This window comes from Bartonella sp. AA2SXKL, assembly GCF_042197205.1.
Taxonomy (GTDB): domain Bacteria; phylum Pseudomonadota; class Alphaproteobacteria; order Rhizobiales; family Rhizobiaceae; genus Bartonella.
In genome coordinates, this window is record NZ_JBHIRN010000238.1 from 322 (window position 1) to 607 (window position 286).

The following is a 286-nucleotide window of genomic DNA, read 5'->3' on the forward strand; positions in this document are numbered from 1 at the left end:
ATTTGTCACATGGCACCCACGAACGTATCTGGATTGATGCCCTCTTTTACAAAGGCTTGCGTCGTAGTGATGTGGTCTGTATTAGCTGGAAAGACGTCAAATATAATATCTTCCCGCTTAAAAAAGAGAAAAGTAAATTCAAAACAGATGTTCTTCTTATTTTACTGGAATTAGCGGGAACACTTAAAATTACTCCCATAGGTAAGTAAACATTCATTTATGGTAAAGCAGGCTTCGGAGTTTTATTTTATAAGGCATACATTCAAGTGAACACAAAAAAGTCAGA

Annotated in this window: 1 pseudogene; it reads left to right on the forward strand. The window is 36.0% G+C overall.

The features are described 5' to 3' along the window. Positions 1-209: pseudogene (locus ACFINS_RS10955) on the forward strand (integrase); the annotation flags it as partial. Positions 210-286: the final 77 nt, after the last annotated feature.